This is a genomic window from Ferrovibrio sp. (assembly GCF_046297595.1).
GTDB lineage: Bacteria > Pseudomonadota > Alphaproteobacteria > Ferrovibrionales > Ferrovibrionaceae > Ferrovibrio.
The window spans coordinates 18,274-41,348 of the sequence record NZ_JBKBHT010000001.1; the positions used below are offsets into that span (position 1 = coordinate 18,274).

The window sequence follows — 23,075 nt, forward strand, 5'->3', positions numbered from 1 at the left end:
TGGAGGGAACATGGCCGGCAAAGGCTTCGATCTGAACGGCAAGGTGGCCCTGGTGACCGGCGGCAACGGCGGCATCGGACTGGGTATGGCCGAGGGCCTGGCGCAGGCCGGCTGCGATCTCGTGATCTGGGGCGGCAACCCAAACAAGAATGCCGCCGCGGAAGCGAAACTGAAGGCCCATGGCCGTCGCGTGCTGGTACAGAAGGTGGATGTTGCCGATGAAGCCCAGGTCGAGGCCGGCTTTGCCGAAGCCCTGAAGGTGATGGGCCGGATCGATGGCTGCTTTGCGAATGCCGGTGTCAGCCAGGCCCGCGCCGCTTTCCACGAATTGAGCACGGCGGAATGGCGCCGGGTGCTGTCGGTCAATCTCGATGGTGCTTTCTTCACCCTGCGTGCCGCCGCCCGTCACATGGTGGAGCGCGGCAAGAATGGCGACACGTCGGGTGGTCGCCTGGTCGGCATGGCCAGCACCGCTTCGGTGCATGGCGCCGCCCGCGCCCAGTCCTATGCCGCCAGCAAGGGCGCCATGGTATCGGTGATCCGGGCGCTCGCCGTCGAGATGGCGCGTTATAACGTGACGGCGAATTCGATCCTGCCCGGCTGGATCGAGACCGAGATGACGGCTGCCGGCGTGGCCGATCCGAAATTCAGCGGCAACGTGCTGCCGCGCATCCCGGCCCGCCGCTGGGGGCAGGGTTCGGATTTCGCCGGCATCGCGGTCTACCTGATGAGCGACGCCAGCAGCTATCACACCGGCGATAGCTTCGTGATCGACGGCGCCTATACCATCTTCTGAGGCCGGATCGACCGGGCCTGCAGCCATTGCATGCGCACGACGCCGGCGAGGATCAACATCCCGCCGGCGATCTGCTGCAGCGTGACCGTACTGCCGAAGAAGGCCGCCGCCACGCCGACGGAAAAGACCGGCGCCAGGCTGGTATAAAGCGTGGCGACCGGCACGCCGACATGGCTGACGCCGAAATTCCAGAACAGGATCGCCAGCCCCGCCCCGCCGATGCCGACCCAGGCCAGCATGCCCAGCACCGTGGCCGAGGGCATTTCTACCGGCAGACGCGTTGGCTGCAATGACGCGAGCGCGGCGAACAGCGCGCAGATCAGGATGCCGCCCGCCAGCGAGGTCAGACAGGTGATGCGCATCTGGCTCCAGCCAAGCGGCCCAAGCCAGGCCTGCACCTTGATCGAGTACCAGCTCCAGCTCACCATCGCGAGCACCAGCAGCGCCTCGCCGGCATAGCCGGTGTCGCCCGCGCTGCCCGCCCGCGGCCGCACGGCATCCAGGGCCACGAGGCTCGCGCCGATCACGGCGCTGACCGCCGCCGGCCAGAAGCCGCGCGCCAGCGGCACACGCAGCATCAGTTTGGTGAGCAGGGCCGCAACGAGCGGCCCACAACTCATCGCAATCGCGGCCCGCACCGGATCGGACAGCATGATGCCGATGGTGTAGAAGATCGAAAAACAGGCCATGCCGCCCCCCAGCTTGAACACCGTGGGCCAGGGCAGCGGCGCGCGAAATGGCGAACGCCGGTCGAACAGGAACACCATGCCTATCAGCAGCGGCGCGGGAATCAGGTAGCGGATCGCCGAGACGAAGAACGGATCGAGATGCTTCGTCGCCAGCGCATGGGTCATCGGGATCATCGCGCCCCAAAGGAGCGCGGTGGCCACGAGGCCGGCCGAGGCTAGCAGACTGCCGCCGGCGGGTTTACCGGTCATCGGATCAGGCCTTGCGGGCCAGCCATCTGTCGATCTGGTCGATACGGTCCGAGCCCCAGAACATCTCGCCATCGACCATGAAGGTCGGCGTGCCGAAGGCCTTCAGCGCGATCGCCTCGGCGGTGGAGTCCAGCACGGCCTGCCGGGCAGCGGGATCTTCAGCTGCAGCAGCGATTTCGGCTTCGGGGATACCGAGAAATTTGACGATGCCCGCCAGATGCTCCGGCCTGGCGATATCCTTCCCCTCGCCCCAGTATTGCCGATAGGCCGCCAGGGCAAAGGCCCTGGCCTTGGCAACATCCTGCGCCTTGAGGCGATAGAACAGCAGGCGAGGCAGCTTGGCGTCGGTGGGGAACGGATCGGGCGTCGTGACGATGGGCAGGCCGGCCAGCTGGGCCGAGCGCGTCCAGTCGTGCATCATGTAATCCATCTTGATCTTCGGAAACGGCGTACGGTCCGGGATCGCCTTCCACAGATGGCCGATGGAAACCGGCCGCCAGTCGACGCTGCGGCCATGTTTCGCCGCCACAGCCTCGATCTGGTTGGCGCCGATATAGGCATAGGGTGACGGGAAATCCCAGTAAAACACAATCGGGTCGGCCATCGGTCGTTTCCTTGTTGTTATGTACTGAAATTCACCAGCCGCCGCGCTGCAGCCAGCGGTCGATCTGGTCCAGCCGGTCGGCGCCCCAGAAGGGTTCGCCGTCGACAAACACATAGGGTGAGCCGAATACGCCGCGATTATGGATCGCGTCTTCCGTCACCTCGCGCAGCTTCGCCTTGATCTCCGGATTTTCGATGCCCTCCAGAAAGGCTTTCCGGTCGACGCCGAGGCCGGCTGCGATATCAGCCACAACCTCCGGCGACGAGATATCCTTCCCATCGACGAAATAGGCGGCATAGACAGCCTTGATGAATGGCACTGCTTTTTCCGGCAATACCTGCTTCAACCAATACGCGCCGCGGGCCGCACCCTGAGTCGGCAAAGGAAATGTCGCCGGCATATTGAAGGCGATGCCATGTTCGCGCGCCGAGCGCTGAAAGTCATGAGTGGAGTATTTGCCCTTCAACGGATACTCGGTCAGCGGCTTGCTGCCCGCCACCTTGAACACCGCCCCCAGCAGCATCGGCCGCCAGTCGACGCTACGGCCATGCCTGGCCGCGATCTGGTCGATCCGTTGGGCGGCGATATAGGCATAAGGCGAAGAAAAATCGAAATAGAATTCCACCGGGGCCGGCATGGTTTCCTCCATCGTTTCTTGTTCTGTGCAGTCTAGTCGAAGCCGAAGGCACGGCGGAAGCCGCGCAGGATCGGATGTTCCTCCGGTTCCAGTTCGATACCAACCGAGGTAATGCGGTCATTGCGGATTTCACGCACCACGAACTCCACCGGACCAGCCCGCACGCGGTCGCCCACCACGGCACGGTGTCTCAGTTTGCGGCGAACATAGGTCCCCACCGAATCCTTGCGATCTTTGTCATCGACCGGAATGCCATACAGCATCGAAACCTCGCCCATCAGGGTGTCGCCGGTCAGGATGAACTCGCCGAACACTTCCTCGCCGCGTTCGGCCCGCTTACGCTCACGCTTGCTCTGGCGACGCGCCGTGAACAGGCGATCGAGCTGGAAGAAATGCTCGGCCGGGGCCAGCACCAGCAGATAATCGCCCGGGGCCAGGTTCTCCAGCTTGGTGCGGTCCATCACGGCACCGTCACGTATCACGCTGATGATACGCGAACGGCGCGGCAGAGGCAGTTCGCTGTAGCGATATCCCAGTGCCGGGGCATCGGCCTCTACGCGATAGCTGGCCACATCGCGATCCAGCGTTGATCCAAGTTCCAGATCGGTACGACTGACCGCCTCGGGTTTGGGCGGCAACTCCAAGCCGAAGAAGCGCGCCACCGGTCCGATGGTCCAGCCCTGAACGGTGAGCGAGGCAAGCACGCAGACAAAGGCCGCAGTGACATACAGCTCGGAACCGGGCAAATCGGCCAGCACGGGAATGGTGGCGAGGAAAATCGGCACCGCGCCGCGCAGGCCCACCCACGACACGAAGCCGATCTCGCGCCAAGTATAGCGGAACGGCAGCAGGCAGAGCAGCACGGCCGCCGGCCGCGCCACCAGGATCAGCATTGCCGCAACGATGCCGCTGCCCACCGCATAGGGCGTCATTTCCTCGGGCGTCATCAGCAGGCCCAGCAGCAGGAACATGACGATCTGGCCCAGCCAGCTTAAGCCATCGTAGAAGCGCAGGATCACCTGCGCGCCGCGATGGCGGCGGTTGCCGAGCACCAGACCGGCGACATAAACGGCGACAAAGCCCGAGGCCTGCAGAAAATTGGCGCCGGAAAAGATCAGCAGCGCCGCGGCCATGGCCACAATCGGGTACAAGCCGCCAGCCACCGGCACACGGTTGAACAGCGCGACCAGCAGGAACCCGCCAACCACGCCGACCACCAGGCCGCCCAGCATCTGGATGCTGAAGAGCAGGACCAGCTCAAGGCTGTCCGGCGGCTGGCCGAGCCGGAGCAGCTCGACGCAAACCATGGTGAGGAAAATCGCCATGGGATCGTTGATGCCGGACTCGACTTCCAGGGTGCCGCTGACGCGCTTCTGCAGCGCCATGCCCTTCATGTTGAGCAGGAAGAACACGGCCGCGGCGTCGGTCGAGCCGACGATGGCGCCGACCAGGAAGGATTCAAGCAGGCCCAGCCCCAGCGCGAAATGCGCCGCCACACCAACCAGGGCGGCGGTTCCGACCACGCCCACCGTGGCCAGCGCAAAGGCAGGCCCTGCCACCAGACGAACCGTGGCGAAATTGGTACGCAGGCCGCCGTCGAACAGGATGATGCCCAAAGCCGCCGAGCCGACGGCATAGGTGAGCTGATAGTCGCGGAACACGATGCCGCCCGGGCCGCCCTCGCCCGCGAAGATGCCCAGACCGAGGAAGACCAGCAGGAAGGGCACACCGAAACGGCTGGAGGCCGATCCGGCGAAGATGCTCACCAGGACCAACAGAGATGCGACAAAAAGTATCTCGTTGGCCTGGTTCAATCCTCGTTCCTTTGTCTACAGGCCTCCGCCTGCGGGCGGCTAGCTTCCCGTCAATGCCCGGCTGATGACCAGCCGCTGCACATCGCTGGTGCCCTCGTAGATCTGGCAGACCCGGACATCGCGATAGATGCGCTCGACCGGGAAGTCGGCGAGGTAGCCGTAACCGCCGTGAATCTGGATGGCATCCGAGCATACGCGTTCGGCCATTTCGGATGCAAACAATTTGGCCATGCTGGCCTCTTTCAGGCAGGGCTGGCCAGCATCTTTCAGCCGCGCGGCATTCAGCACCAGCTGGCGCGCCGCCTCGATGCGGGTGGCCATGTCGGCCAGCCGGAATCCCACCGCCTGGTGGTTGATGATGGCGGTGCCGAAGGCCTCACGCTGGCCGGCATAGGCCAGGGCGGCCTCGAAAGCCGCCCGCGCCATGCCAGTGGCCTGGGCGGCGATGCCGATGCGGCCGGATTCCAGGTTGGCCAGCGCGATGCGATAGCCCTCGCCCTCCTCGCCCAGCAGGGCGTCATTACCCACTTTCAGATTGTCGAACACGATCTGGCAGGTATCGGAACATTTCTGTCCCAGTTTCCTTTCCACGCTGGCCACCGTGTAGCCGGGCGTGTCGGTCGGCACCAGGAAACAGGAAATCCCCCGTTTGCCGGCCCCGGGATCGCTGACGGCAAAGACCAAAGCCAGTTTTCCGATGGAGCCAGAGGTGATGAACTGCTTCACGCCATTGATCACCCAGCCATCGCCTTCGCGCCGCGCCCGGGTCTTCAGCGCCGAGGCGTCGGAACCGGCCTGTGGTTCGGTCAGGCAGAAGGCGCCGATCCATTCGCCGCGCGCCAGCGGCTTGAGGAAGTGTTCTTTCTGGGCCGGCGTGCCGTAGCGCAGCAGGGCGGCGCATACAGGTGAATTATTGACGGACATGATGGTACTCACCGCGCCATCGGCGGCCGCGATTTCTTCCAGCGCCAGGACATAGGACACGAAATCGGCACCCGCCCCGTCCCATTCCTCGGGCACGCCCATGCCCATCAGGCCCAACGCCCCCATGTCGCGCAGCAGGTCGCGCGGGGGTTCGGCCGTGCGGTCGCGCTCGGCGGCACCCGGCGCCAGCTTCTCGCGGGCAAAATCGCGCGCCATGTCGCGCACCATCTGGTGTTCCTGGCTCAGCATCGCCGTCGCCCTCCCGGTTCTTTTCAGTTTTTCGCCGGCTGCAGCTTCATGCCGGCGGCATAAGCCAGCACCTGCTGCGGCGTCAGCGGCTGGCCGGCCGCCGCGCAGTAGACACCGTCCAGCCGCAGGCTGCCCTCGGCCAGCGGCTCTTCCCTGGCCGTCGTGGCGCCATTCGGCTTGTCCTGCGGTTCGGCATAGAATCCCAGCACCAGGCATTGCCGCAGCCCAAGCTCGAACCGCCGGGCCAGCACCGGGCCTTGGCCGGTGGCGACCATCTGGTCCGCGGCTTCCAGCGCCTTGGGCGTCGGCGCTTCCAGACCTTTGAGCATAGTGGTGGCGAATTTCATCAGGTCGACCGGGCCGCTGAGGTAATGATCGTCCTCGCTCAGGTCGCGCAGGATGGCCAGGGCGAACGCACCGGCCGGCTTCTGGGCCTTCCACAGATAACGTTCGACGCGATAGCCCATCGGCGCCGTGAAGGTCTCGGCGATCTGCGGCGCGGCGGTCAGCCCTTCGGCCGCCCAGCCGACACGCTGCTGGGACCCGCCCAGCGGTTCCCAGCGCATGTCAGGCTCGGCCGCTGCCGCGGAGCCAGCGAACAGCAGGCCGGCAAGAAAAAAGGGCAAACGCCTCACTTGGTCTCCTCGAAGATTTCGCGGCCGATCAACATGCGCCGGATTTCCGATGTGCCCGCACCGATTTCATACAGCTTGGCATCGCGCAGCAGGCGGCCAGTCGGATAATCGTTGATATAGCCGTTGCCGCCGAGAATCTGAATCGCATCCAGCGCAAGCTTGGTCGCCTTCTCGGCGGCGAACAGGATCGCACCGGCTGCATCCTTGCGTGTGGTCTGGCCGCGGTCGCAGGCGCGCGCCACGGCATAAACATAGGCGCGGGCCGCATTCATCTCGGTATACATGTCGGCAACCTTGCCTTGGATCAGCTGGAAGCTGCCGATGGGCTGGCCGAACTGCTGGCGCTCGTGGATGTATGGCAGCACGACGTCAAGCGCGGCCTGCATGATGCCGATCGGACCGGCCGCCAGCACGGCGCGTTCGTAATCCAGGCCGCTCATCAGCACGTTCACGCCACGCCCGACCTGGCCGAGCACGTTCTCCTCCGGTACCTCGCAATCCTCGAACACCAACTCGCCGGTATCCGAGCCACGCATGCCCAGCTTGTCGAGCTTCTGCGCGGTGGAGAAGCCCTTGAAGCTCTTCTCGATCAGGAAGGCGGTGATGCCGCGTGGACCGGCGGCGGGATCGGTCTTGGCATAGACCACCAGCACATCGGCCTGCGGGCCGTTGGTGATCCACATTTTGTTGCCGTTGAGGATATAGCGGTCGCCCTTCTTCTCCGCGCGCAACTTCATCGACACCACATCGGAACCGGCATTCGGCTCACTCATTGCCAGCGCGCCGAGGTGTTCGCCCGAGATCAGCTTGGGCAGATACCGCTTCTTCTGTTGCTCATTGCCATTGCGGCGCAGCTGGTTGACACACAGATTGGAATGCGCGCCATAGGACAGGCCCACCGAGGCCGAGCCGCGGCTGACTTCCTCCATGGCGATGCAGTGTTCGAGATAGCCCAGGCCCGAGCCGCCATATTCCTCTTCCACCGTGATGCCATGCAGACCCAGATCGCCGAACTTGGTCCACAGATCGCGCGGGAAATGGTTGCTCTTGTCGATCTCGTCGGCGCGTGGCGCCAGCTCGCTGTCGACAAAACCGCGCACGCTCTGGCGCAGCATGTCGGCGGTCTCGCCCAGACCGAAATCGAGCGTCGGATAGGAATTGGCGATCATGGTTGTACCCTTCTGTGACAGAAATGCTCTGAATCGGGTGGCGGGATATTAGCGGATCAAACCAGGCTGCGCATCCCGCGGGCCGTCATTGCGGCCCATGATGCACATCATGGTCGCGAGGCCCGTGGCACAATGCGTCATCTTGTCGTTTTTGTGGCCAAACACGTCGAGTGAACAGATCGTCAGCGTCCGGCCGTGGCGGGTGACGATGCTGCGGGCCACGAGACGGTCGGCATCGGCCGGGGCCATCAGGTTGAGTTTGTACTCCACCGTCAGCACCGTGGATTCCGCCGGAAACAGGCTATAGGCCGCATAACCGGCGGCGGAATCGGCGATCATGCCGACGATGCCGCCATGCACGAAACCGTGCTGCTGGGTCACTTTCGGTTCGCGCAGCAATTCGATTTCGCAATGGCCGGGTCGTGCCACGATCATGCGGGCCCCGATCAGGTGCATGGCCGGCTGGCGCTCGAAACTGTCGCGCACGCGGGCCTTGAAATCCGGATCCTGCGGCTTGTAATCCGGGATTGTTGTCATGCTGCTGCTCCCCTGGGCGCGACTGGCGTGATTCCGAACGTGGCCGCGATCCGTTCGACGAAATCGGACGGAAAAGCGCGCGAACGGCGCTGCACCAGATCGATGCAAACCCCGGTCAGCCGGGCCGACATGGCCAGTTTCTCGTCGCCGACGCGGATCAGGCGATGACGGAACACGATCTTGCGCTCGGCAATGCTTTCCACGTTGGTTTCCATCCGCACCATGTCGCCGCCGCGCAACTCGGCCTGATAGTCGATTTCCATGCGTACGGCAGCGGTGCCGACCTGCTCTGCCTCCGCCCGCTCGCGCGGCATGCCATGCATGGCGCCGATGGCAAAAGCGGCATCCCCCAGCCAGCCCACATAGAAGCTGACATTCACATGCCCCAAATGGTCGCATTGCCAGGCTTGGGTCATCAGCCGCAGGGTCTCGACGTAGCGTTCGGCCATCGTCCGCTCCTTTCCGGTGTTTCCTCGCCTGCTTCTATAGCGCCCACAACAAAATAGAGAAAATCAATTGTCTTTATGATCTGGATAGGGTTTTTCTATAATCCATGAACCTGACCCTGATCCGCTATTTCATGGCCGTGGCCGAAACCGGCAGTTTCACGCGTGGCGCCGAGCGCGCCAACGTAACCCAGCCGACGCTCTCAGCCGGTATCAAGCGGCTGGAGGAATCCCTGGGGGTCAGCCTGTTCGAGCGCGGTCGCGCCGCCCAGCTCACGCCGGCTGGCGCCCGCTTCCTGCCCCGCGCGCGGCTCTTGCTGCAGGAATGGACCGCCGCCCGGCGCGAATTGCGCCAGGAAGGCAGGCCGGCACGGCAGCGCCTGCGCCTGGGTTACGTATCCGGCCTGCCGCAGGCCCGGCTGGCCGCCCTGCTGGGCAGCTTCACCGCCGCGCATCCTGACACGGCAATGGAAACCCTGGAGGCGCCGGCCGCCACCCTGCATCGCCGGCTCGACATGGGCCGCATCGATGCCGCCATCCTGCCCCTGCCCGACGATGCCGACGACATGGCGCTCAGCCTGTTTCGGCAGCGCTACCTGCTGGCGGTGCCGCCGCAGCATGCGCTGGCGCATCGCAGCACGGCACGGATCGTCGACCTGCAGGACCAGCCTTTCGTGATCCGCCCGCAGGCCGAGATCATGCCGGCCGCCGAAAAACTGTTCGCCACATTGAACGTGCGGCCGCGCATCATCGGCCGTGCCGAAAGCGACCATGGCCTGCTGGCCCTGGTGGGCGCCGGGATCGGTGTCGCCATCCTGCCACACTGGCTGACCGACGATTCAGTCGCGACCCTCACGCTGCCGGAACTGCGGGACATTCATCGCATCGGACTGGTCTGGCGCAAAAGCAGCGAAGCGACCACGCGGCCGTTCCGCGATTTCGCTGCCGGCCACGACTGGGATGCCGCTGCGCGGCATCCCGTGATCGGTCACTAACCGCGGCCCATCACGCCATCGGCGTGGTCCTGCGCATCCACGACTGCCACCGCGCTCATGTTGACCAGGCCGCGCACCGTGACATTGCGCGACACGATATGGGCCGACTTGCCCATGCCCATCAGGATCGGGCCGACATAAAAGCCCTGCTCCATCTGGCGCACCAGATTGGCGGCGATATTCGCGGCATCCAGGTTCGGCATCACCAGCAGGTTGGCACTGCCCTTCAGGCTGCCATCGGGCATCAGCTTCTCGCGGATGGTTTCCGAGATCGCGGCATCGGCCTTCATCTCGCCCTCGATCTCGACATCCGGCATCAGTTCGTGCAGGCGGCGGGTCGCCTCGCGCATTTTCACCGCCGAGGCTGCCGAGGAGGTGCCGAAGTTGGAATGCGACAGCAGGGCGATCTTCGGCACCAGGCCGAAGCGGCGCACCTCGTCGGCCGCCATCTGCGTGATCGCCACGATCTCGTCGGCGTTTGGATCCAGGTTCACGTTGCTGTCGGTGATGAACAGCATGCCATGCGGCAGCACCAGCAGCTGCATCGCCGCCGGCAGCGCCGCGCCGCCGCGCAATCCGATCACATCACAGATATGCGGCAGATGCTGGTCATACTGCCCGACAGCGCCGCAGATCATCGCATCGGCTTCGCCGCGATGCACCGCCATGGCCGCGATCACCGTGGTATTGGTGCGGATCACGGTGCGGGCATCGTCGGGCGCCACGCCCTTGCGCTTCATCAGTCCCAGATAACCGGTCCAGTATTCGTGGTAGCGGTCGTCGCGTTCGGGATCGATCAGTTCGACATTCTGCCCGGGCTTCAGCCGCAGGCCCAGCTTCTCGATGCGCCGTTCCACCACTGCGCGGCGGCCGATCAGGATCGGCTGCGCCACCTTGTCGTCCAGCACGATCTGGGCGGCGCGCAACACCCGCTCGTCCTCGCCCTCGGCATAGATCAGGCGCATCGGCCGGCGCTTGGCGCGCTCGAAGGTCGGCCGCATCACAAAACCGGTGCGGTAGACGAAACGCTCCAGGCTGTGGCGATAGGCCTCCATGTCGGCAATCGGGCGGGTCGCCACGCCGCTGTCCATCGCCGCCTGCGCCACGGCCGGCGCGATCTGCAGGATCAGGCGCGGATCGAAGGGCTTGGGGATGAAATAATCCGGGCCGAAACTCAGTTCCTCGTCGTTGCCATAGGCGCGGGCGACAACGTCGGAAATTTCGGCCATTGCCAGATCGGCAATGGCACGCACGGCGGCCAGTTCCATCTGCGTGTTGATCGTGGTGGCCCCCACATCCAGCGCGCCGCGGAACAGGAACGGGAAGCACAGCACGTTGTTGACCTGGTTCGGGTAGTCCGAACGGCCGGTCGCGATCACCACATCGGGGCGGGCCTTCTTGGCCACTTCCGGCAGGATTTCCGGCGTCGGGTTCGCCAGCGCCAGGATCAGCGGCTTGGGTCCCATCTTCTCGACCATCTCGGCCTTCAGCACATTGGCCGCCGAAAGACCGAGGAACACGTCGGCGCCAACGATGGCGTCACCCAGGGTGCGATGGTTGGTCGGCCGCGCATACCGCGCCTTGAATTCGTCCATCTGCTCGGTGCGGCCCTCGTAGACCACGCCGACGATGTCGCTGACGACGATATTCTCTTTCTTCACGCCCAGTTCGACCAGCAGGTCGAGGCAGGCCAACGCGGCGGCACCGGCGCCCGAGGCCACCAGCCGCACATCACCGATCTTCTTGCCCACCACACGCAGGCCGTTCAGCACGGCGGCCGCCACGGTGATCGCCGTGCCATGCTGGTCGTCGTGGAAGACCGGAATCTTCATCTTCTGGCGCAGGGCGCGCTCGACCACAAAGCATTCCGGCGACTTGATGTCTTCCAGGTTGATGCCGCCGAAGGTCGGCTCGAGCGCCGCGATGATATCGATCAGCCTGGCCGGGTCGGTCTCGTTGATTTCGATGTCGAAAACGTCGATGCCGGCGAATTTCTTGAACAGGACGGCCTTGCCCTCCATCACCGGCTTGGAGGCCAGCGGGCCGATATTGCCAAGGCCGAGCACGGCGGTGCCGTTGGAGATGACGCCGATCAGGTTGCCCCGGCCGGTCAGTTCAGCCGCCTGGGCCGGATCGGCCACGATGGCGTTGCAGGCCGCCGCAACACCCGGGCTGTAGGCCAGCGCCAGGTCGCGCTGGGTGCCGAGCGGTTTGGTGGGGGTGATTTCCAGCTTACCGGGCTTGGGCAACCGGTGGTATTCCAGCGCCGCACGGTCGAGATCGGAGGTCATCGAAGCACTCGTGAGATCGACATGATCAATATCGCCCGGCATCGGCAGAATTGCCGCCGGGGAAAGCAGGCTTACAACAGCCGTATCCGGGATGAAAGTGGGAAGGCCGCCATTAGGGGGATAATACCCCTGCCTTCAGAGAATGGTGCGGTCGAAAAGACTCGAACTTTCACGGCCTTTCGGCCACAGCGACCTCAACGCTGCGCGTCTACCAATTCCGCCACGACCGCATTTTTCGGGCGACGCGGGGGAATAGCAAATCCGGCCGGGGTATTCAAGGCCGGGCGGGCCTATTCCTGAGCGGGCCAGCCGGCCCTCAATCGTCCGACATGGTGTCGGTGATCGAGACCGCGACCTTCTCGCCGGAAATGACGATTTCACCCCGGGCGATCAGCTTGTTGTTGGCGAAGATCCAGGCATGGTCGTCGACGCTGGCATCCAGTTCGATCACGGCGCCGCGGCCTACCTTCAGCACCTGGTGGATCGGCATGGTGGCCTTGCCCAGGACGACCGAGATTTCGACCGAGACGTCGTTGACAGCGGTATTGATGGCCATGCCGCACCTTCCTTCGGGGCTCTGCAGACGCTAAGTAACCCGGGCAAGGTTAGCACAGCGTTAAGGTTCGCGTTACCCCGCATGGCCCTCCTTCCCCCGTCTTCCGATCTGATCGACACCCCCGCCGGCCCGGTGGAATGGGTCATCAGCGACAGCCCGGTTCCCTATGAGGATGCCCTGGCCGCCATGGAAGCCCGCGTGGCCGCCATCCGCGCCGGCGAGGCCCGCGAGGCCGTCTGGCTGCTGGAGCACCCGGCACTCTACACCGCAGGTACCTCGGCCAGGCCGGCCGACCTGCTGAACCCGCGTTTCCCGGTCTACACCGCCGGCCGCGGCGGCCAGTACACCTATCACGGCCCGGGCCAGCGGGTGGTTTATCTGATGCTCAACCTCAACCTGCGCGGGAAGGACGTGCGCGCCTTCGTCTGCCGGATGGAGGACTGGGTGATCGCCACCCTGGCCCGTTTCAACATCAAGGGTGAAATCCGCGATGGCCGCGTGGGCGTCTGGGTCGCCCGGCCGGACCAGGGCCCGGGCCGGGAGGACAAGATCGCCGCCATCGGGGTCCGGGTCCGCCACTGGGTGACCTTCCATGGCCTGAGCCTGAATGTCGACCCCGCCCTCGACCATTACGACGGCATCGTGGCCTGCGGAATCCAGAATACCGAGGCCGAGCCTTTCGGCGTCACCTCGCTGGCCGATCTGGGCCATACCGCCAGCCTGCCGGAAGTGGACCTGGTCCTGCGCGATACGCTCCGCACGGCCCTGCTGGAACGGCTCGGGTCGGAATGTAAGGTTTAAAGTAAATTTATAATTATAATATATTGAAATAATTAAATTTTACTCTTTCTTTTAAGCGCCCGCTTTTGCTGCCGCGACATCCCTTCGGCAGGGACCTGCTTGGGCTGCTTCGTCGCCTGGCCCGCCAGATAGAACACGTAAGCAGCCGTAAAGGCGACCAAAACACCGCCGCCAATCCAGGGATTGTCAGTGCCCCACCATGTGATGCCACCGAACCCGATGGAACCCGTGTAGCAGATTAGCCATTGCCGCCAAGTCAATTTGAATTTCTTATTATTTTCCATTTATATAAATCTCATTTATGAAGTTACAGGTGAGATAAAGACGCATTCCCGGATTACAGGGTGGGTGTCTGCTCGAAGGCAGTAGCGCCCGCAGCCAGTTCGGCCTCCTCTGGGCTCACCGGGCCAGGCTCGACGCCCTGGACCAGGGCAGCCGGTGGTCCATCCGCAAGCTCGCGCTCCAGATTGCTCAGGGCTTCGGTTTCGCCATAGGCGAGGATTTCGACCCGGCCGTCCCTGCGGTTTCGCACCCAGCCAACCAGGCCATAATGCTTCGCTCGGCCGGCGGCCCAGTATCGGAAGCCGACACCCTGAACCCGTCCGGTCACGAAATAGCGGCGCGCCATCTTGCTCATGGCGCGAGTTTAAACCGGCGGCGCCCGACCCTTCCAGAGGGTCGGACGCCAGCCCGGCCTATGCCTTGGTCTTACTTAGTCGGCCGATTTCATTGGGCAGGTATTGATCCCCAGCAGGCTGTAGGCCGGGCAGAACCGGAACAGGCCGGTCGCCAGGGGCACCAGCCCGATCAGCCCGAACCAGCGGGCCTCGCCCGGATACCAGACCAGCAGGGAGATCAGGCCCAGCCCGACGAGGATACGGACGGCGCGGTCGATGCCGCCGACATTGCTTTTCATGGGAGGCTTCCTTTTCTGCTTTCAGGATTGCGGGGCAATGCGGGGGCTGCCCGAAGGCATGGAGCGGTCGGCATCGCCATCGACATTGCGGCCAAGTTCGCTCCGCCAGGGACGCCAGCGTTCCATGATCACCAGCAGCACGACCAGCAAAGCCGCCAAAGCCAGCGCGACCAGCCAGAACGGCAGGCCCATCGTCTGGTCGAGGGTCAGCTTGCCCGGCCCGCCGGAAATCCATGGCTTCAGGGTCGGTTCCAGATAGCCGAAGGCCATGGCGCCGCAGATGCCGCCGGCCAGGGTGACCCAGGCATCGCGGTAGCCGGCGCCAACCTGCGCCAGAACGGTGCCCGGACAGGCACCGGCCAGGGTGATGCCGGCGCCCAGGATCAGGCCGCCGACGATATCGGCGGTATACAGCGTGGCCTTGGGGGCCAGCTTGATGATCCCGAAGCCATTCATGACTGCCAGCACCACGAGGCCGGTGGCGACGGCGGTGAGGAACACCTTCAGCATGGTGAAATTGCGCAGCTGCATCTGGCCGACGATCACGCCGGGCTCAAAAACCCGCGATTTCTCAAGCGCCAGACCGAAGACCAGACCCATGGCCAGACCAACAAGGATGGCGGATAGCACGCTCATGATCCCCTCCTCCTCTTACACGCGCCGCAGGAACAGGGCGGTGGCGATGCCGCCGGCGAACATCGCCGCCACGGCGATGAACGAACCGATGGAAAGCTGGGCGATGCCGGAAAGGCCATGGCCGCTGGTGCAGCCATCGGCGATGCGGGCGCCGAACAGCATGATGAAGCCGGCCACGAAGGCGAGCGGCAAGCGGCCCGACAGGCTGGTGATGCCCAGGCCACGTTCCCAGACATAGGACATGGCGGGACGCTTCGCCCCGGACAGGCGCGAAGACAGTAAGGCACCAAGGGCCACGCCGATCACCAGCGCGACCTGCCACCAGTTCTTGGCACCGGCCAGGTGTTTGGCGAAGTAGTCGATCTTGGCCACGGCCGGATCGACGAAACCGGCGAGATGGCCGGCGACCGTGACGTAGGACGATGAGGCGCCGAGCGCCGTGTTGATCAGCAGGAATGCCGGAATTTGCAGCAGCCCGATCAGGATGCCGGCCGCATAAGGCGACCAGGCTTTTTCGCGTAGCGAATACATGTCCACCTCCCCGGCCGAATCATGAGGACCAGCCGACGAGGCTATTTATACACTAATTTTGTGTTTTAGATTGACCTGAATCAAGCACGCGATCCATTTCCTCGTGGAACCAGATGCAGCCCTGCTCGAAGCGGCCGAAGGTGACATGGCTGTTGGCGCCGGAGCGGAAGCCGGGCTGGATCGCCTGCGCCATCTGGAAATCCTCATCCAGCGCATCCCAGAAGATTTTCACGTTCCTGTCCCAGTGCAGGCGGGCCTTGTCATTTTGCGGCGGTTCGGGGATCAGCGCCCCGCCCTGCACGATGCAGGTATCGGTGCCCTGCGGAAACACCGCCATCACCGTGGCATGATCCGGCTGCACAAGGATCACCAGATTGGGGAAGATATAATAAAGAGGATTGCCATAGTCGCGTACCGACTTGCCTTCCAGCGGCTGGCCCTGCAGCTCGGCGGCGTTGCGCTTGGTGAAATAGAGCCGCGCATGGCGGCCGAGCCGGTCGGCCACCGCGACATTGTCCGCGAACATCGGCGCGATGGTGGCGCGATGGGCCTGGCGGACGTGATAGGTTTCCAGCCCGCCTTCCACCACCAGCTTCCAGTTGCCGGCAATGCCGATCTCGCGTTCGTCGTAGAGCACATGGCTGCCCAGGCCAAAACTGTCGAGATCATCCCGCAGCGTGGTGAAGAACCCGTCGAAGTCGTAATCCTCGCCCGGCTGCGGCACCACGAAGACAATGCCGAAGGCCTCGGCCACCTGCAGGCGTGCCAGACCATGCGTCGCCCTGTCGAGCTGGGTGAAACCTTCCTCGTGCGGGATGCCGCGTAAGCGGCCGACCAGATCGTAGGTCCAGGCGTGATAGGGACAGACCAGCGACCGCTGGCCGCATTGCTCGCGCTGCCAGACCAGCTTGGCGCCGCGATGGCGGCAGACATTGAGGAAGGCGTTCAGCCGCCCCTCGCGGTCGCGCGTCAGCAGGATCGGGATCCCGAGCAGATCGTGGGTCACCACATCGCCCGGATGCGCCAGCTTGGATGAAAAACTCACCGCCATGGGATGGCGGCGGAAAATCAGGTCCTGTTCGCGCGCCAGTCGCGCCGGATCGGTATACCGCGCCACGTCGATGCGGGCGATGCTGTCCACCATGTCGCTGGCGCCGGCCGCCATGTTGCGGCGGGTCCGCTCCAGCCAGTCGATCTGCTGCGCCGCCTGCATGGCCTGCTCCCTATCGCTGTTTCTTTCTGGCCTGCGACGGATTGAACCGGGCCGTGCCGGCGATGAACTGCCAGAGCTGTTCGGTCACTTTCGCCTGCGCCGGCCGCTTCGCTGCCGCCAGTGCCTGGCCGATGGCCTGCCGCAGGCCGCCCAGGATCATGGCGCCAAGCAGGCTGGCATCGAGGTCGGCCGGAATTTCACCGCGCTCCTGCGCGATCTCGATATTGCGCGCGGCCAGGTCGATATGCCGGGCCAGACGGGTCGCCTCCACTGCCGCCACGTCTGGGGTGCGGCTGAGCCGCGTGAGGATCAGCGGCGCCAGCGGTTCGGCATAGTGAAACGCCACCATGCGTTCCAGCCGCAACCTTTCGCGTTCGCCCCAGGTCGCGCCGGGCTTGGGATTCACGTCCATCACGGCGGCTTCGAAACGGTCGTAGAAGGCCTCGACCACGGCAGCGATCAAGCCGGCCTTGGAAGTGAAATAGTGATAGCTCAACCCCGCCGACACGCCGGCCGCACGCGCCACATCGGCGATCTCGCATTGTCCGTCGCCGGCCACCAGCACTTTGGCCGCCGCCTTCAGGATGCGCTCGCGCGTCTCGCCGCCGCGCGCAGAGGCAGGCAGTTCGGGCGGCAGGAGCTGGGCGGCGGAGGCACGGAGACGCGGGGGCATGGCACTACCTTAATTGAATTCAATTCAATGTCGAGGACAAAGATGCGGTATGGCTCTTTCCCCGCCTGCTTCAGAATTCGACCGGATAGCTCAGATAGCCCCTGAACCGCGCCCTGCCCCCGCGCACCGGCTCGCCGCTGCGACGATAGTTGGGGAAGCGCGCCAGCAGTCGGCCGATGGCGATCTGGCCTTCGATGCGCGCCAGCGACATGCCGGCACAGGCATGGATGCCGGCGCCGAAAGCCAGGTGCCGGTTCGGCTGGCGGCCGACATCGAGGCGGTCGGGCTCGGGGAACTGCGCCGGGTCGCGGTTGGCCGCGCCGATGCACAGCGTCACCAGCGTGCCGGGTGCAAACGTCACGCCGCCGATCTCGACCTCCTCGACCACGCGTCGGTTGCCGAGCTGGTTGGAGGATTCAAAGCGCAGTAATTCCTCCACCGCCGTTTTCATCAGCCCGGGATCGTCGATCAGGCGCTGCTTCTGGTCGGGCCAGTCCAGCAGGGCCGCCGCGCCGTTGCCGATCAGGTTGGCAGTGGTCTCATGACCGGCATTGAGCAGGAAGATGCAGTTCTGGACGAGTTCGTCGGCGGTCAGGCGCTCGCCATTCTCGCCGCGGATCAGGCCGGCCAGCACATCGCCGAAACCGTCGCTGCCGGCATCCCCATCCTGCTCGACGCGCCGGTGCCATTCGCCCAGGTGGCCATCGAGATAGGCCTCGAATTCCAGCATGGCCCGGTTGCCGGCCTCGGCCCGTTCCGGTGTCAGCACCGGTTCCAGCGCGCCGAGGATGGCCAGCGACCAGTCGCGCAGCAGATGGCGGTCGGCCGGCGGCACGGCCAGCATGTCGCCGATGATTTCCACCGGCAGTGCGGCCGCGTAATCGGTGACGACATCCATGCCGCCCTGCTTGGCGGCGCGATCCAGCAGCCGATCAACCAGGGCGACGAAGCGCGCCTCCAGCAGTTTCAGCGCACGCGGCGTGAAGGCCGGCGCCAGCAGGCGCCGCACGCGGGTATGCAGCGGCGGGTCGTTGAACACCAGGCTGGTGGTGTGATGCCGATAGAGCGGCGTATCGCCGAATTTCGGTTTGAACTCGATCTTCTTGTCGGAGCTGAAGCGTTTGCTGTCGCGATAGACCGCCTGCAGGTCGTCGTAGCGGGTCAGGAAATAGCTGCCATCCGGCATCTGCCGCACCGGATCGTAATGGCGCAGCAGGTGATACATCGGATAGGGATCGTCAAGAAAGCCCCGATCCAGCGCGCGCAGGTCGAAAGTCGCCACGGCCGCGCGCTGTTGCGCCTCGCCGATGCCGGCGAAACGCCCGAGATTCAGGCCGCCAAGGCCCGCCTCAGGGGGTGAAACCGCCGTCGCCATTCCCGGGTTGGGCATTGCCATTTCCTCCGCCGGCCTTCTTTGAAGCCGTTATGGATGCCGCCAGTTCGGGCGGCACGATCACGCCGCAGGAAATGATCAGCTTCATCGCCTGGTCGACCGAGGTCGACAGGATTTTGATGTCCCTGCGCCGGTAATACACCATGTAGCCGCCGGTGGGGTTCGGTGTGGTCGGCACATAGACCGTCACGAGGTCGTCGCCCAGATGATCCGACACCTCGTTACCCTGCACGTAATTGGTGACAAAGGCGATGGTCCACGAACCCGAGGATGGCCAAGGCACCAGCGCGACCTGGCGGAACGACTGGCCCGACTGGCTGAACACGGTTTCGAAAATCTGCTTCAGCGCGGAGTAGAGCCCGCGGATGACCGGCATGCGGGCCACCAGCCGCTCGCTCACCCGCAGCAGCGTACGCCCCAGCAGGTTGGTGGCGAGAAAACCGATCAATGTCAGAATGACCAGCGCGGCCAGCACGCCGAGGCCCGGAATACCGAAGGGAAGCTGATAGGGGATCAGCCGCTCGGGCTCGTAACCGGTGGGCACCAGGCCGCGCACGTTGCGGTCGATCGCCTGGATGGTGATGACGACAAGGTAGATCGTCAGGCCGATCGGCGCGGTGACGATGATGCCGGCCAGGAAATAGTTACGCAGGCGGGCCAGGAAACTCAGCTTCGGAGCCGGCGCGATGATCTGCGGCGCTTCAGATTCGGGAGGATGCCCCGACGGTGGTGTCTCGCTCATCTCGGTCAGCTCGCAAAGAAACGGCGCAGGGCCGCATAGGTTTCATCGGGCGCTTCCTCGGGCAGGAAATGCCCGCTCGGCACAGCATGGCCCTCGACACTGCCAGCCGCCTTCTCGCGCCAGGTGCCCAGCACGTCATAGGCCTTGTGCATCAGTCCCTTCTCGCCCCACAGCACCAGCAGCGGGCAACGGATGCGACTGTCCCCGTCGGCGCGGTCATGCTCCAGGTCGATGGAGGCCGCCGCGCGGTAATCCTCGCAGGAGGCATGGATGGTGGCCGGATCGCGGAAGCAGAGCAGGTATTCCGCCATCGCCTCGTCATCGAACTGATGCCCGGCACCCGACCACTGGCCGGTCTTCTTGCGGAAATAATATTCCGGGTCGGCACCGATCATGCGTTCCGGCATGTCGAAGGGCTGGATCAGGAAGAACCAGTGGTAATAGCCGGTGGCGACCTGCTGGTTCACGGTCTCGAACAGCGTACGCGTCGGAATGATATCCAGCACCGCCAGCTTCTCGACCCGTTCCGGGAAATCCAGCGCCAGGCGATGCGCCACCCGCCCGCCGCGGTCATGGCCGGCCAGCCGGAAGGTCTCGAAACCCAGTGTCGTCATCACGGCGGCCATATCGGCGGCAGTGGCCCGCTTGGAATAGGAGGAATGATCGGGCTGCGTCGCCGGCTTGGAACTGTCGCCATAGCCGCGCAGGTCGGCGCAGATCACGGTGTAGTCCTCGGCCAGTTTCGGCGCGATCCTGTGCCACATGGCATGCGTCTGCGGATAGCCGTGCAGCAGCAGAAGCGCCGGCCCCTTGCCGCCAATCCGCAGGTTGATTTCGGCGCCCGCGCCATTCACCCGCTTTTGATCGAAACCCGGAAACAGCACGTCTCGTCTCCCTATTGCCGGCCATGGCCGGCTGCCGGAAAAACCCGGCCGACCGGCGGCGGCGACGCGTTTCGGATAGCCGCCCTGCGACCACGCTTGTGTTGTGCCTATACCGGTTTGGGGTCGCTGTCGAGATGCGCCTCCCGACAGCGCCCTCCAGCCCCGAAAACCGGCCATCCCGGGCGAATCACTTGCACGGGCCGGATGACGGGCTAGAGTGGCCATGGAGTTTTACAAAGGGATTTCCGGGAGGATTCAGGATGCGTCTGGCGAACAAGGTGGCAATCGTGACCGGTGGCGGCTCGGGGTTTGGCGAGGGCATCGCCAAGCGGTATGCCCTGGAAGGCGCCGCAGTGGTGATCGGCGACCTGAACGTCGCCGCCGCCGAAAAGGTTGCCGGCGACATCAACAAGGCCGGCCACCGGGCCCTGCCCGTCGCCGTCGACGTCTCCCAGAACAAGCAGATGAAGAGCCTGGTCGAGAAGACGGTGGAGGCCTTCGGCGGCCTCGACATCATGGTGAACAATGCCGGCATGCCCCAGCGCAATGCCTCGCTGCTGGACACCGACGAAGCCACCTTCGACAAGATATTCGCCGTCAACGTCAAGAGCATCTACAATTCGGCGATGCATGCCGTGCCCATGATGCGCAAGCGCGGCGGTGGCGCCTTCATCAACATTGCCTCCACCGCCGGCGTGCGCCCCCGCCCCGGCCTGGTCTGGTATAACGGCAGCAAGGGCGCCGTGATCACGCTGACCAAAGCCATGGCCGTGGAACTGGCGCCCGAGCAGATCCGCGTCAATGCACTGAACCCCGTGGCCGGCCTGACGCCGATGCTGAAGGAATTCATGGGCGGCGAGGAAACCGAGGAGATGAAGGCCAAGTTCGTGAGCACAATCCCGATCGGCCGCTTCTCGACGCCGCAGGACATCGCCAACGCGGCCCTCTATTTCGCCTCCGACGAGGCGAATTTCATCACCGGCGTCTGCATGGAGGTCGATGGCGGCCGATGCATATAGGCAAATCCCTGTCGTTCATGGCGGCCCTGCTTGTGGCAGGGCCCGCCGCCGCGCAGACCCAGGCGCCGGCAACTCAGGCACCGGCAACTCAGGCACCGGCAGCTCAGGCCCCCGCGACTCAAACGCCCGCCCAGATGCAGGGCACCACGCCGCCCACGCCCAGCACCACCGATCCCCGCGCGGCAGCCGAACCGCAGACCCAGCCTATCAAACCCCAAACTGCCCCCAAGGCAGCACCAAAGCCCGCGCCAAAAAATGCCAACGCGCCGCCGCGCAACCAGACCATGGCCTTCACCCTGCCCGACCTGGTGCCCATCGCGGAAATCCCGCGCGGCAAGGCGGTGATGCTGCAGGGCGTGGTGATGTCGCCGCAGGCCACCACCTTCGTGCTGAACGACGGCAATGCCAGCCAGGTGATCAACCTGGGCCCGAGCTGGCGCGATCTGACCAAGGTGAAAGCCGGCGACCGCGTGCGCGTGATCGGCCAGATGGACCCCTACGGCGCGCCGGTCTTCCGCGCCGGCAGCGTGGTGCTGGAAAACAACAGGATCGTGGTGGTGCCGAACGGCTGACCTACTGGCCCGCTGCACCGCCGCGCCGGCGCGGGCATTGCTTGAACGTGGTCTTCACCTGCCCCAGCACGGTCATGCGTACGTGCCGCATGTAGGCGTCCCAGTCGTTGAACGAGCCGACCAGATCAAGCAGGGCGGAACATTCCTCGGCTGGAATCTCGGTCAGCTGCCGCGAGGCCACCACGGCATTGGTGGCGCGCTGCTCGGCATAGGGATCATCGGGATAATTGCGTTTGTACGAGTCCGAGCGCAGCTGCACGGCATCGCGGAACTGCTGCGCATTAGCCTGGTCGAACGCGGCCCACAAGGGCAGGATCGAGCCGTCATGGCCCAGCCGGGCGCAGTCGCGGGCATAGCCGCGGATGATCATGCCGGTGCGCACGACGGCTTCGGCTTCCATCTCGGGCGCGGTCATGCATATGTCCGGACTTTTCGGCCGGCGGCCGGGCCCAAGTCCTTCCTGGGCCAGTCCTGCCTGGGCCAGTGCCGGCAGCGCGATGCCGGCCACAAGGCACACGGCAATACCGCGTTGTAGCAGCCTGCTCACCGCTTGTTGTGCGTGATCGCCGCGACGAAGGTGGCGGCGGCATCGGCGGCCTGATCGACCTGCTTAGAGGGAATGGCCGGCATCTGGTCCAGCGCCTGGCGCACGGCCAGCGCTTCCTGCGGCGGCAGACGCTTGAGGATTTCCGCCGTGCGCTCAGGCCCGGCGACGCGCAGGAAAGCCACCAGCTTTTCCCGGCTCATTGCCCTAGCCCTTGGCCTTGGGCGCCGATTTCATCATCGCCAGATACATCGGCATCACCACGTTGGTGAATTTGTTCTGGCCGTATTGCAGTTCATCCATCGCCGCCTTCACCATCTCGACGGTGGGATAATACGGCACGATCACGTAACCATGCTTGCGCAATTCCGTCACCACGGCATTGGCCTGCTTGGTGTAGTTTTCGAAGAAATAGCTGGTATCGGCCTTCTTGATGGCTTCCGAAATCACTTCCACCGCCGGGATCGGCTTGATCGCCTGCGGCCGCCAGGTATAGCCCTCGGGCGGCTGGTTGGCGTTGCGGTCATCGGACGAGGCCATGGCAAAAATCCAGTACAGGC

Annotated in this window: 29 protein-coding genes and 1 tRNA gene; 5 read left to right on the forward strand and 25 right to left on the reverse strand. The window is 64.6% G+C overall.

The window, feature by feature from the left end:
* Window positions 1-10 precede the first annotated feature (10 nt).
* Window positions 11-796 (forward strand): SDR family NAD(P)-dependent oxidoreductase, encoded by a 786-nt coding sequence (locus tag ACK4FJ_RS00110; RefSeq protein ID WP_409762162.1) that lies wholly within the window; start codon window positions 11-13, stop codon window positions 794-796.
* Here the strand turns inward: ACK4FJ_RS00110 and ACK4FJ_RS00115 are convergent.
* The 9 genes from ACK4FJ_RS00115 to ACK4FJ_RS00155 are packed head-to-tail and all read right to left on the reverse strand — an operon-like array spanning window position 781 to window position 8,752.
* Complete coding sequence (locus ACK4FJ_RS00115) at window positions 781-1,734, reverse strand: DMT family transporter (RefSeq protein ID WP_409762165.1); 954 nt, start codon at window positions 1,732-1,734, stop codon at window positions 781-783. The genes ACK4FJ_RS00110 and ACK4FJ_RS00115 overlap by 16 nt on opposite strands.
* A 4-nt stretch (window positions 1,735-1,738) precedes the next feature.
* The gene (locus ACK4FJ_RS00120) at window positions 1,739-2,338 is read right to left on the reverse strand and encodes a 2-hydroxychromene-2-carboxylate isomerase (RefSeq protein WP_409762168.1); all 600 of its coding nucleotides are present in this window, start codon (window positions 2,336-2,338) and stop codon (window positions 1,739-1,741) included.
* Between the two features lie 31 nt (window positions 2,339-2,369).
* Window positions 2,370-2,975, reverse strand: coding sequence for a 2-hydroxychromene-2-carboxylate isomerase (locus tag ACK4FJ_RS00125; RefSeq protein ID WP_409762171.1), 606 nt, complete (start codon window positions 2,973-2,975; stop codon window positions 2,370-2,372).
* A 32-nt stretch (window positions 2,976-3,007) separates the two neighbouring features.
* Window positions 3,008-4,789: a potassium/proton antiporter gene (locus ACK4FJ_RS00130; protein ID WP_409762174.1), complete on the reverse strand. Its 1,782-nt coding sequence runs from the start codon at window positions 4,787-4,789 to the stop codon at window positions 3,008-3,010.
* A 39-nt stretch (window positions 4,790-4,828) separates the two neighbouring features.
* Window positions 4,829-5,962, reverse strand: coding sequence for an acyl-CoA dehydrogenase family protein (locus ACK4FJ_RS00135; RefSeq protein WP_409762177.1), 1,134 nt, complete (start codon window positions 5,960-5,962; stop codon window positions 4,829-4,831).
* 23 nt (window positions 5,963-5,985) lie between these two features.
* Window positions 5,986-6,597, reverse strand: coding sequence for a hypothetical protein (locus ACK4FJ_RS00140; protein ID WP_409762180.1), 612 nt, complete (start codon window positions 6,595-6,597; stop codon window positions 5,986-5,988).
* Window positions 6,594-7,766 carry an isovaleryl-CoA dehydrogenase gene (locus ACK4FJ_RS00145; protein ID WP_409762183.1) on the reverse strand — a complete coding sequence of 391 codons (1,173 nt, stop codon included), beginning with the start codon at window positions 7,764-7,766 and terminating at the stop codon, window positions 6,594-6,596. The genes ACK4FJ_RS00140 and ACK4FJ_RS00145 overlap by 4 nt, the downstream gene beginning before the upstream one ends.
* A gap of 48 nt (window positions 7,767-7,814) precedes the next feature.
* The gene (locus tag ACK4FJ_RS00150) at window positions 7,815-8,303 is read right to left on the reverse strand and encodes a PaaI family thioesterase (RefSeq protein ID WP_409762186.1); all 489 of its coding nucleotides are present in this window, start codon (window positions 8,301-8,303) and stop codon (window positions 7,815-7,817) included.
* The gene (locus ACK4FJ_RS00155) at window positions 8,300-8,752 is read right to left on the reverse strand and encodes an acyl-CoA thioesterase (RefSeq protein WP_409762189.1); all 453 of its coding nucleotides are present in this window, start codon (window positions 8,750-8,752) and stop codon (window positions 8,300-8,302) included. The genes ACK4FJ_RS00150 and ACK4FJ_RS00155 overlap by 4 nt, the downstream gene beginning before the upstream one ends.
* A 104-nt stretch (window positions 8,753-8,856) precedes the next feature.
* On the opposite strand from ACK4FJ_RS00155, the gene ACK4FJ_RS00160 reads away from it, so the two are divergent.
* Window positions 8,857-9,744, forward strand: a complete 888-nt coding sequence (locus ACK4FJ_RS00160) for a LysR family transcriptional regulator (RefSeq protein ID WP_409762192.1) — start codon at window positions 8,857-8,859, stop codon at window positions 9,742-9,744.
* Here the strand turns inward: ACK4FJ_RS00160 and ACK4FJ_RS00165 are convergent.
* The 3 genes from ACK4FJ_RS00165 to ACK4FJ_RS00175 form a co-directional block, all read right to left on the reverse strand.
* Complete coding sequence (locus ACK4FJ_RS00165; protein WP_409764856.1) at window positions 9,741-12,035, reverse strand: NADP-dependent malic enzyme; 2,295 nt, start codon at window positions 12,033-12,035, stop codon at window positions 9,741-9,743. The two genes, ACK4FJ_RS00160 and ACK4FJ_RS00165, sit on opposite strands and share 4 nt — an antisense overlap.
* Window positions 12,036-12,178: 143 nt before the next feature.
* Window positions 12,179-12,265: transfer RNA gene (locus ACK4FJ_RS00170), tRNA-Leu, on the reverse strand.
* A gap of 86 nt (window positions 12,266-12,351) precedes the next feature.
* On the reverse strand, window positions 12,352-12,591 hold the full coding sequence (locus ACK4FJ_RS00175; RefSeq protein ID WP_341895870.1) for a FliM/FliN family flagellar motor switch protein: 240 nt from the start codon (window positions 12,589-12,591) through the stop codon (window positions 12,352-12,354).
* A 132-nt stretch (window positions 12,592-12,723) separates the two neighbouring features.
* Between ACK4FJ_RS00175 and lipB the strand changes: the two genes are divergently transcribed.
* Complete coding sequence (gene lipB / locus ACK4FJ_RS00180) at window positions 12,724-13,392, forward strand: lipoyl(octanoyl) transferase LipB (protein ID WP_409764857.1); 669 nt, start codon at window positions 12,724-12,726, stop codon at window positions 13,390-13,392.
* 32 nt (window positions 13,393-13,424) lie between these two features.
* Here lipB and ACK4FJ_RS00185 read toward each other — a convergent pair whose 3' ends face one another.
* The 10 genes from ACK4FJ_RS00185 to ACK4FJ_RS00230 all read right to left on the reverse strand — a co-directional run bounded on the left by ACK4FJ_RS00185 (window position 13,425) and on the right by ACK4FJ_RS00230 (window position 20,380).
* Window positions 13,425-13,676, reverse strand: a complete 252-nt coding sequence (locus ACK4FJ_RS00185) for a hypothetical protein (RefSeq protein WP_409762195.1) — start codon at window positions 13,674-13,676, stop codon at window positions 13,425-13,427.
* Window positions 13,677-13,729: 53 nt separating this feature from the next.
* Window positions 13,730-14,029, reverse strand: coding sequence for an acylphosphatase (locus ACK4FJ_RS00190; protein WP_409762198.1), 300 nt, complete (start codon window positions 14,027-14,029; stop codon window positions 13,730-13,732).
* Window positions 14,030-14,104: 75 nt separating this feature from the next.
* Window positions 14,105-14,308 carry a DUF2892 domain-containing protein gene (locus ACK4FJ_RS00195; protein WP_409762200.1) on the reverse strand — a complete coding sequence of 68 codons (204 nt, stop codon included), beginning with the start codon at window positions 14,306-14,308 and terminating at the stop codon, window positions 14,105-14,107.
* Window positions 14,309-14,329: 21 nt separating this feature from the next.
* Window positions 14,330-14,944, reverse strand: coding sequence for a DUF6691 family protein (locus ACK4FJ_RS00200; RefSeq protein ID WP_409762203.1), 615 nt, complete (start codon window positions 14,942-14,944; stop codon window positions 14,330-14,332).
* A gap of 15 nt (window positions 14,945-14,959) precedes the next feature.
* Window positions 14,960-15,475: a YeeE/YedE thiosulfate transporter family protein gene (locus ACK4FJ_RS00205; protein WP_409762206.1), complete on the reverse strand. Its 516-nt coding sequence runs from the start codon at window positions 15,473-15,475 to the stop codon at window positions 14,960-14,962.
* A gap of 52 nt (window positions 15,476-15,527) precedes the next feature.
* A complete protein-coding gene (locus ACK4FJ_RS00210) occupies window positions 15,528-16,688 on the reverse strand; it encodes an aromatic ring-hydroxylating oxygenase subunit alpha (RefSeq protein ID WP_409762209.1) in 1,161 nt (386 codons plus the stop codon).
* A 10-nt stretch (window positions 16,689-16,698) separates the two neighbouring features.
* On the reverse strand, window positions 16,699-17,361 hold the full coding sequence (locus ACK4FJ_RS00215; protein ID WP_409762212.1) for a TetR/AcrR family transcriptional regulator: 663 nt from the start codon (window positions 17,359-17,361) through the stop codon (window positions 16,699-16,701).
* Window positions 17,362-17,431: 70 nt separating this feature from the next.
* Complete coding sequence (locus ACK4FJ_RS00220; RefSeq protein ID WP_409762215.1) at window positions 17,432-18,751, reverse strand: cytochrome P450; 1,320 nt, start codon at window positions 18,749-18,751, stop codon at window positions 17,432-17,434.
* Window positions 18,711-19,496 (reverse strand): DUF502 domain-containing protein, encoded by a 786-nt coding sequence (locus ACK4FJ_RS00225; protein ID WP_409762218.1) that lies wholly within the window; start codon window positions 19,494-19,496, stop codon window positions 18,711-18,713. The genes ACK4FJ_RS00220 and ACK4FJ_RS00225 overlap by 41 nt, the downstream gene beginning before the upstream one ends.
* Before the next feature lie 5 nt (window positions 19,497-19,501).
* Window positions 19,502-20,380, reverse strand: a complete 879-nt coding sequence (locus ACK4FJ_RS00230; RefSeq protein WP_409762221.1) for an alpha/beta fold hydrolase — start codon at window positions 20,378-20,380, stop codon at window positions 19,502-19,504.
* 260 nt (window positions 20,381-20,640) lie between these two features.
* Between ACK4FJ_RS00230 and ACK4FJ_RS00235 the strand changes: the two genes are divergently transcribed.
* Both ACK4FJ_RS00235 and ACK4FJ_RS00240 read left to right on the forward strand, forming a co-directional pair.
* Entirely contained in the window at window positions 20,641-21,399 is a 759-nt protein-coding gene (locus tag ACK4FJ_RS00235) for a glucose 1-dehydrogenase (RefSeq protein WP_409762224.1), read from the forward strand.
* A gap of 17 nt (window positions 21,400-21,416) precedes the next feature.
* Window positions 21,417-21,971, forward strand: a complete 555-nt coding sequence (locus tag ACK4FJ_RS00240; RefSeq protein ID WP_409762227.1) for a hypothetical protein — start codon at window positions 21,417-21,419, stop codon at window positions 21,969-21,971.
* Between the two features lies 1 nt (window position 21,972).
* Here ACK4FJ_RS00240 and ACK4FJ_RS00245 read toward each other — a convergent pair whose 3' ends face one another.
* The 3 genes from ACK4FJ_RS00245 to ACK4FJ_RS00255 form a co-directional block, all read right to left on the reverse strand.
* The gene (locus ACK4FJ_RS00245) at window positions 21,973-22,386 is read right to left on the reverse strand and encodes a hypothetical protein (protein ID WP_409762230.1); all 414 of its coding nucleotides are present in this window, start codon (window positions 22,384-22,386) and stop codon (window positions 21,973-21,975) included.
* 128 nt (window positions 22,387-22,514) lie between these two features.
* A complete protein-coding gene (locus tag ACK4FJ_RS00250; RefSeq protein WP_409762232.1) occupies window positions 22,515-22,718 on the reverse strand; it encodes a hypothetical protein in 204 nt (67 codons plus the stop codon).
* A gap of 4 nt (window positions 22,719-22,722) precedes the next feature.
* Window positions 22,723-23,055, reverse strand: a complete 333-nt coding sequence (locus ACK4FJ_RS00255) for a hypothetical protein (RefSeq protein WP_409762235.1) — start codon at window positions 23,053-23,055, stop codon at window positions 22,723-22,725.
* Window positions 23,056-23,075 lie beyond the last annotated feature (20 nt).